The sequence below is a fragment of the Psychrobacter okhotskensis genome (assembly GCF_013248965.1).
GTDB classification, from domain to species: domain Bacteria; phylum Pseudomonadota; class Gammaproteobacteria; order Pseudomonadales; family Moraxellaceae; genus Psychrobacter; species Psychrobacter okhotskensis.
The window spans coordinates 121,604-130,041 of the sequence record NZ_JABRVQ010000008.1 but is presented as its reverse complement, the minus strand read 5'-3'; the positions used below and the strand labels follow the sequence as shown (position 1 = coordinate 130,041).

Below are 8,438 nucleotides of genomic sequence, written 5' to 3'. Positions count from 1 at the left end.
TCAGCGCCATACGGGTGAGGATAAGGAAATACTGGCAAAACGTAAGCTGACGATGCAGCAAGCTAAAGCTCAAAATCCAATACGTTGGGGCAGTCAAGAGGTGAGAGATTGCGAGCCTGTGGGTCCGACGACATTGAATCCTGCAAAAGAGCCAGAAAAGATGAGATTACAAGCTGCTTAATTGGGCTTGATGGTGACAACTAGCTTGAAAAACTCCGGTATCACAGTAAGCTTAATAGCTTTACGCAGCAAGGCTATCCCATTGTTTATATGGATGAAAGCGGCTTTGAGCACGAGACCATTCGCTCTCATGGGTACACATTAATTGGTACACCTTGTATTGATAGCTACAATTGGCAAGGTAAAAAGCGAACCAACGTTATCGGTGCTCTATATGAAAAGATGCTGTTTGCACTAGATTACTTTGAGACAAACATCAACAGCATCGTCTTCTATCACTGGTGCAAACACAAACTAATCCCAAGTCTTAAAACCAAATGCGTGATTGTCATGGATAACGCCAGATTTCATAAGAGCAAACGCATTCAAAAGCTACTAAACAGGCATGGTCATCGTATTCTTTGGTTGCCGCCGTACAGCCCTGATTTGAACCCTATTGAGAAGAAATGGGCTCAGGTGAAGTTTCTACGCCAAGGCTGGATGGAAAATGACTTATCCAAATTGTTTTATGATATTTGTCCTGGCCATAACAATTTTATTTTGAACTGACTATATACGCTACTATAGTTAATAACGATCAGAATTTACAACCTTACGTTAGCGTGAAAGATGTTAACCTAAGAAACACAATGTTTAATAAATATTTAGAATGGTCGACTAAGGTTGGGCAAGGTGTCAAAGATGATGTCATTTCAGTTGGTATACCTAGAATTAATCCAGAAACTAACCAATTTTATCGTGAAGTCATTGATGGTTAATTTTCACAACTAGGAGCTACTATGAAATCAATAAAACTATTTACACTCTCTATTTGCACCTTAAGCTTAACCGCGTGTTTTACGCCTACAGGTCAACTCTTTGGCGAGCAAAAAGACTATCTAAAAAATGATCTAGGTCAAATTGTCAACGAATGCACTGACGAGATAAATCCTATGACTGGAGAAATAACTTTTAATGGCGTTGCTAAAAGTAAAGCTAATGCATTTTGGATAAGAAACAATTTGCCTAAGGGTACTTTATACTATGTATGCGAAGGTGCTCAAACAGTCCTGCCTAAAGACTGTCAGGGTAAACCACTGACCACACCTGAGATACGTCGCTACTGGAAGAAATACAATCTACCAGTAGGAACAACTGAATTTAATTGTAGTAGCGGTGTGCCAAAAGTAGCAAATGATAGCTAGGTTTATCAAATTAATCGTAACCGATATGAAGTCTAAAGAGACAGCACATGAAATCAATCCTATTAATCGCGCTCTCCGCTGTCGTTCTCTTATTATCGGCGTGTCTATCATCGCAGGGCAAAACCTTAGCCACCTCTATAAAGGATAAGTTTATGAATGAGCAAAAGACCCCATGGGAAACCTTTATATTTGCACCGCGTCATTATCCAGTAGAGCTGGTGGCAGGTGAATCCTTTTGGATGTACGACAATGGCGCAAGAATAGGATTTACAGCTCACGCAAATGGCGGTTGGCGATCAGCAGGGGCACAAGCAGGTGGTGGATCGATGCTACCTGACGGTATTAATCTAACTTGGCTGTCGCCTACCGAAGGTAAGTACTATCATGTCAGAGCGAGAATACCTAAAGAAATAATTCTACGAGAGTTTAATCGAAAATTAAGTATGGATATAGAAAACAAGTTAAAAACAGAAAAATTTAAGGAGATTCATTTCGCCTTAGCTCCTGGTGGTTTTGTCTCTATGCGCCTTGGCTGGGCACAAGTAGAAGAAGTGGCACAGTTTCAGGCTAAAGAAGTGGACATCTCATGGGAGTACTTCGCAGAGGCTAATCACTTCAATCCTGAGGGATTAAGTGAAGAAAAATATTTAGCAGGCTTTACTGACAAGCTACCTGAGCATATTCAAGTGCAAAGAGCTGATGGCACTGTTCCGTACGATAGATGGAAGGCGTTTAACACCCAAAAGTTTCCTTGGCATTTAGCCACTACGCTTGACTTACATGGTTATACTGAGTTTTTAATAAATGGGAATATGTCGTTCATAGCAAAACCTGAACTTGATTTATCAGTCTATACTGACAAACAAACAGTCCCTGCATGGTATCGAATATACTTTAAAAGAGAGGGCAAGCGTTATAGAGGCAACATCATTGTTACTCAAAACGATCCAGATCAAAGAGAACAACCTGAGGGTGATGTAGAGATATTTAATATCTTTAGACAGTATTTTGCAGAAGATAAAAGACCTGCCGCTTTGGTTATAGATATAATAGACGGTCAAATCGTCGCCTATCTGGACAATGGTATAACTAAAAGAGATCTACCCCTATACGATAGTGACTATCGGGTACTTAAGGATGATGAATATCCTTGGTTTAAATAAATAGTATCTAAAGATATCACTACCCGTGACGCTGGACTCTCCAATCGTCACAACCTACAAAATGGTTCCTCCCCTAGATTGAGCTATGCTGAATAAACCGTACACCTAAACTTGGTAAACTAAGCACAATAACAGGAGTTTACCATGACCAAGAAAGTAAGAACTTACAGCACAGAATTTAAAGCAGAAGCCGTCAAGAAGATAGCAGACAATAACGGCAATATCTCAGCTACTGCAAAGCAGCTTGGCATAGCGATGCAAACCTTATCAAACTGGCATAATAAAGCCAACCAAGGCAAGCTTGAAGGGACTGAGCAGTATGATCCACAGCTTATGGCTGTGCTAGAAGAGAATAAGCGCCTCAAAAGACAGCTTAAAGTGGCTGAAGAGGAGTGCGAGATCTTAAAAAAGGCGACGGCGTACTTTGCCAATGAGGAACGTTAAGAAACAGTCTAGTAGACTGTTTTAGTGACGCAAGACGTAGGGCTATGCCCGCAGTGACAGTTAGTGAAGTACGCCTTTATCAAGGATAACCAGAAGATATTTAGCATAACCACTATGTGCCGTGTGTTAAGGGTTAAGCCCTCAAGCTATTACGACTGGATTAGTCGTGACATCAGTGACCAACAGATACACCGCAACCAGTCTGAATTACTGGTTAAAGCGGCTCACAGTGAAACGAAAGAATGTTATGGCGTAGATCGACTGCATGCTCATCTAAGCGAGCAAGGCCATAACATTAGCTTGTATATGGTAAGAAGCATCAAAGAGCAACACGGCATTAAATGTCGTCGTCATAAGCGCTTTAAAGTGACCACCGACTCTAATCACAACAAGCTAGTTTATCCGAATGTGCTGGATCAGCAGTTTGATGCCAGTTGCCCTAATGAGTCTTGGGTGAGCGATATTACTTATATCTGGACAAGTGAGGGCTGGCTGTATTTAACAGGCGTTAAAGACTTATACACCAAAGAGCTTGTCGGCTATGCCATCAACAAACGTATGACCGCTGATTTAGTTTGCCGTGCACTCAATATGGCCATCAGAAATAAACGACCAAGCCAAGGATTGATTGTTCACTCTGATAGAGGCAGTCAGTATTGCAGTCATGCGTATCACAAGATCATCAAGAAGCATGAATTTACAGGCTCAATGAGTGGTAAAGGTAATTGTTATGACAACGCGCCCATAGAAAGCTTCTGGGGCGTCTTGAAGAATGAGCTAGTATATCACCAGGACTATAAGACAAGATTTGCAGCTATCAGCGATATCATTAGATACATCGAGCTGTACTACAACCAAACGAGGATTCAAAAGGGCTTGGGCCATAAATCGCCAAGACAGGTGTGGTTTGACTTTTATCGTCAAGCTGCGTAACTAAAATCTCCCAAGTTTATGTGTACGGATTTGACGGCAGGGGTCACTCCGGATCACCCCTGATACACTGGATTCTGTGTATCTACCATGTTATTAGAGTCCTCTTTTCTCAGTATATTTTCTTAGTAACCCAATTTATAGCTTTTTTTCTCAAATTAACTTTTAAACTATCCAATGTCCCATCGTCTGTGAAAGCACATCAATCATGATATCGTCGCTGATAATTACTGCAGGTAGATTATAGTCTGTTCGTTGCACGGTTAACTCAGTATAAATCCGCTATGAGGTTAGGGTCTGTTGAACATTCAAATGTGGAACTGGCAGTGGCTATTTTTTAGACAATGCGCAGTGAAATTTTTGACGCCCAGTCATTCTAGGTTAGACAATTTCGCCATGTATTGGCAAAAAATAGCTCTGCCCTGAAAGGCTGATACTAAAATCACCCCAAACGTTGTTGTAAACCTAGCTAAGGTCTCGACATTATCGTCGGTTTACGCCTGATTTGATAAAAGGTTTGGGACGATTTTAGCAATCAGCAGTCCTAATATTTGAATGTTCAACAGACCCTAAATTTATTTGACGTATGCATCGTACTATTCATAGATAGTTTTATTACATCAAAATTATTTAGATTTTCTTCTAATATTAATAGAAGGGTAGGCCTTACAATTAGTTAACTAAATTCATAGTTTGACAGTCTAATTCCATATTAAATGTTCATTTAACGACCTTATTATTCCTACCAATTTACCTCTCATCAGATGCCTATAACCAAAAGTATTTAATAGCAAAAATATTTATTAGTTAAGGGTTTCATATTCAGCTCAATGCGTTACTATTACTACCTTATTCGTGAAGTCCTCATACTTGACATTCTGTATTAATACCATAAGAAAAGGATAGGTTATGCGCTATGAAGTTATCGTTATCGGTGCAGGCATGGTTGGCACCTCAGTTGCGTGGCATCTACAAAAGAACGGTTCGCAGGTGTTGTTGTTAGACAAAAAGCTACCCGGGTCAGAGACCTCATATGGCAATGCAGGCCTCATCCAGCGCGAAGCGATTCATACGCATCCATTTCCGCGTCAGTTGACTGAGATGATCAGAGTATTACCCAACCAAGGGACGGATATTCGCTATCGTATCCCAGCTATCTTGCGTTATCATCAGGCGCTTTTACAATACTGGAAATACTCTACGCCCGCCTCTGTCAAAAAAATAGAAGCAGAGTGGCAGACGTTGATTGAGCATTGCACCAGCGAGCATCAAACCATGATTAGCGCCTCTGGTGCTGATGAGCTAGTTACTCGTGATGGTTGGTTGCAATTGCATCGCTCGGAGGAGACCTTTAAAGAAGCGATTGCCTCTGCTATTGATGCTCGTAACCAAGGCGTTGAGCATAACGTATTAGACGTTGAAGCATTAAAAGCCATGGAGCCTAGCGCCAATTTTGAAGGTTTCGTTGGTGCAATTCATTGGAAAAACTCTTGGCAAGTGTCAAACCCAAGCTCGCTTGTAAAAGCCTATGCGAAAAACTTCCAAGACATGCAGGGCACGATAAAAGAGAGTGATGTAAAAGAAATCGTGCAAGACGGTGAAGGTTGGAAAGTCATCACTGATAATGACACTTACTATAGTGATAAGTTGGTGATTGCAGCAGGCCCTTGGTCTAATGACTTGATCAAACCACTTGGCTACAATTTACCCTTGTTCCCGATGCGTGGCTATCATCAGCACTTTAAAGTGACGGATAAAAACAATATCAATCACAGTATGTTTGATATGGATAAAGGCTTTGTCATGGGGCCAATGCAGCAAGGGATTCGCATCACGACCGGTGCTGAGATGACCACAATGGATGCACCAAAGAACTTCGGTCAATTAAAAACGGTATTGAAGTTTGCTCGCAAAATCTTACCATTAGAAGATGCGGTTGAGAGCGAAGCGTGGGCAGGATCACGTCCTTGTATGCCGGATATGAAGCCAGTTATTGGGCCTGCAGACAAGCATGACAAACTATGGTTTGCGTTTGGTCACAGTCATCAAGGCTTTACATTAGGGCCGATGACAGGTCGTTTGGTTGAAGAGATGATTCATGACAAGCCGGTACTGGTAGATGTAGCGCCCTTTAGCGCTCAACGTTTTTCTAACTAAGCTCATATCAGATTAACAGCATATCTGAATAGCTCAACAAAGACTTAAATTCATAAATTGAAGGTATACAATATGATAAAAAAGCTACATAGCAATCAGCGTATGAGTAAAATTGTCGTTCATAATCAGACCGTTTATTTGTGTGGTCAAGTAGGCAATGCGGAAGATGACATCAAAGCACAAACCTTGACTTGTTTGGAAAAGATCCAAACGTTGTTAGAAGAAGTGGGTAGCGACAAGTCAAAACTGCTATCAGTGACAGTCTGGATAAAAGACATGTCGGACTTTGCCGAAATGAACGAAGTATGGGATAACTGGTTTGAGGGTATCCAGCCGCCCGCGCGTGCTTGTGGCGAGTCAGCATTGGCGCGTCCTGAACTACTGGTTGAGATGATAGCCATCGCGGCTGAGTAATAGACTGATTGTAATATAGGTATGAATAAAGAGGGCATGATAGCAATATTGTGTCCTTTTTTATTTGTCAGATCGCTAAAGTTAACCGTACTTTCTAACATTCAGTAGTATGAATAAGCCGCTTTTTTAGCGGATTTCTTAATATCTATTGTTTTGTGCTTAATGCTTGCAACCTGTACGACGCCAAAGTCAAAGAATATATAGTCAGTGAAAAGTAATATCGATAAGTAAGCTCGATTAAATTTGTTGCACATATGTCTAATATTATTATACATTCTCTAAGTCAGCTGTTATTATGTTTCAGCAATAAATCTGATAGTTTACTTTACATAAAGATGTCTTTGAGGAGTGCAGTATGGGAATCGTAGGAATTGCTTTATTTTTTATCGCTTTAATTATATGTATAATTTACGGGATTAAGTTGATTATCATTGCCTTTCAAGAGTCGACTGCTTGGGGACTCATGTACTTATTTGTACCTTTTGCTAATTTGTATTTCGTTTTTACCAGATGGGAAAAGACCAAGTCTCCATTTTTGAAAACCTTAATCGCCATCCCGTTATTGATTATAGGCGCTATGCTAATGCCAATGCAGTCAGCTGTTGGATATTAGAGCACGTCCTCAATTAAACCGATAGGGCTCTAAATGGGCGCGCTTTGGAATGAGTAGCGCCCATTGATTGATAGTCAAGAAATTGGCTTTATATTGTTGCTTGCGGTTATCATCGAGTAGTAATTGAGACGTATTAACAGCTACTTCATACTTTGACCCAAGCGTATCGCTGCGGCAATATTGACCGCAGTCGTTTCGATATTTTTATAAGCGTTTTTAAATACCTTATCAATAGAATCTAATTTTTGAATACTAGGCATGACAACATCGAATTGGCTGGTCTGAGCAGGGTTGAGTCCGTCAACGCTACCACAAATAGCAATCACAGGTTTGTGACTAGACTTGGCGAGTTGACTAATACCGCTAGCTACTTTGCCCATAGCAGACTGCACGTCAAGCTTACCTTCGCCAGTAATAATCAGATCAGCATTTGCAATATGCTGTGATAAGTTGGTAACTTTTGCCACTGCATCAAAGCCTGATTTTAACTCAGCTTGGCAAAAGCTCATTAACGCATAGCCAAGACCACCTGCAGCACCAGCACCCGCTATGTCTTGGTAATTCTGATAGCCATGTTGCTCACATACACTCGAAAAATGCGTTAGCGCTTTATCCAAATCATTGATTTGTTGCGGGCTGGCGCCTTTTTGAGGGCCAAATATTGCACTGGCACCCAACTCGCCACATAAAGGGTTGGTGACATCACAGGCTACTTCAAATACTGTCTCCAGCACACTAGTATGGAAGTTTGTCGCATCTAATCGTTGCAAGTTGGCCAGCGCGCCGCCGCCTTGGGCTAACGTATTGTCGTCACTATCATGAAACGTCATGCCAAGCGCCATCAACATACCAAGACCGGCATCGTTGGTGGCACTACCGCCCAGACCGATAATGATGCGTTTAACGCCTTCATCTAAAGCATCCGCAATAAGTTCGCCAACGCCGTAACTACTCGTAATTAATGGATTTCTTTCTTCAGTCGTTAATAAATGCAGACCACAGGCTTGAGCGATTTCAATTACGGCTGTCTCATTTTTTAATAGCAGGTACTTGGCAGTAATTGGTCGCATGAGTGGATCGTTCACCACCACGTTTTTCCAGCGCCCACCTAGTACATAAGACAATACTGCAGAAGTTCCTTCACCGCCATCTGCCATGGGTAGCAGCTTATAGTCAGCGTCAGGAAACACTTGACTGAATCCAGACTGGATAGCGTGGCAGACATCCAATGCTTCTAGGCTTTCTTTAAATGAGTCAGGGGCGATTAAAATTTTCATGAAATACTCTACGATTATGCGAGTTGGAATTGTGCAATTAGGCCAATCATATCATTATAAATTGGATAATCTGCTA

Annotated in this window: 6 protein-coding genes and 3 pseudogenes; 8 read left to right on the top strand and 1 reads right to left on the bottom strand. The window is 41.3% G+C overall.

The window, feature by feature from the left end; all coding sequences use genetic code 11:
• The 8 genes and pseudogenes from HQR03_RS06025 to HQR03_RS05990 all read left to right on the top strand — a co-directional run.
• Positions 1–181, top strand: a pseudogene (locus tag HQR03_RS06025) (IS3 family transposase); the annotation flags it as partial.
• Between the two features lie 74 nt (positions 182–255).
• A pseudogene (locus HQR03_RS06020) lies at positions 256–729 on the top strand (IS630 family transposase); the annotation flags it as partial.
• A 230-nt stretch (positions 730–959) separates the two neighbouring features.
• Entirely contained in the window at positions 960–1,364 is a 405-nt protein-coding gene (locus tag HQR03_RS06015; RefSeq protein WP_025653323.1) for a hypothetical protein, read from the top strand.
• Between the two features lie 47 nt (positions 1,365–1,411).
• Positions 1,412–2,527, top strand: coding sequence for a DUF2931 family protein (locus tag HQR03_RS06010; protein ID WP_025653324.1), 1,116 nt, complete (start codon positions 1,412–1,414; stop codon positions 2,525–2,527).
• A gap of 144 nt (positions 2,528–2,671) precedes the next feature.
• Positions 2,672–3,904, top strand: a pseudogene (locus HQR03_RS06005) (IS3 family transposase).
• A gap of 906 nt (positions 3,905–4,810) precedes the next feature.
• The gene (locus tag HQR03_RS06000) at positions 4,811–6,058 is read left to right on the top strand and encodes an NAD(P)/FAD-dependent oxidoreductase (RefSeq protein WP_101210964.1); all 1,248 of its coding nucleotides are present in this window, start codon (positions 4,811–4,813) and stop codon (positions 6,056–6,058) included.
• A gap of 75 nt (positions 6,059–6,133) precedes the next feature.
• On the top strand, positions 6,134–6,472 hold the full coding sequence (locus tag HQR03_RS05995) for a RidA family protein (RefSeq protein WP_025653328.1): 339 nt from the start codon (positions 6,134–6,136) through the stop codon (positions 6,470–6,472).
• A 355-nt stretch (positions 6,473–6,827) separates the two neighbouring features.
• Positions 6,828–7,085 carry a hypothetical protein gene (locus HQR03_RS05990; protein ID WP_025653330.1) on the top strand — a complete coding sequence of 86 codons (258 nt, stop codon included), beginning with the start codon at positions 6,828–6,830 and terminating at the stop codon, positions 7,083–7,085.
• A 140-nt stretch (positions 7,086–7,225) separates the two neighbouring features.
• On the opposite strand, the gene HQR03_RS05985 is transcribed toward HQR03_RS05990, so the two are convergent.
• A complete protein-coding gene (locus tag HQR03_RS05985; protein WP_025653331.1) occupies positions 7,226–8,362 on the bottom strand; it encodes a glycerate kinase in 1,137 nt (378 codons plus the stop codon).
• Positions 8,363–8,438 lie beyond the last annotated feature (76 nt).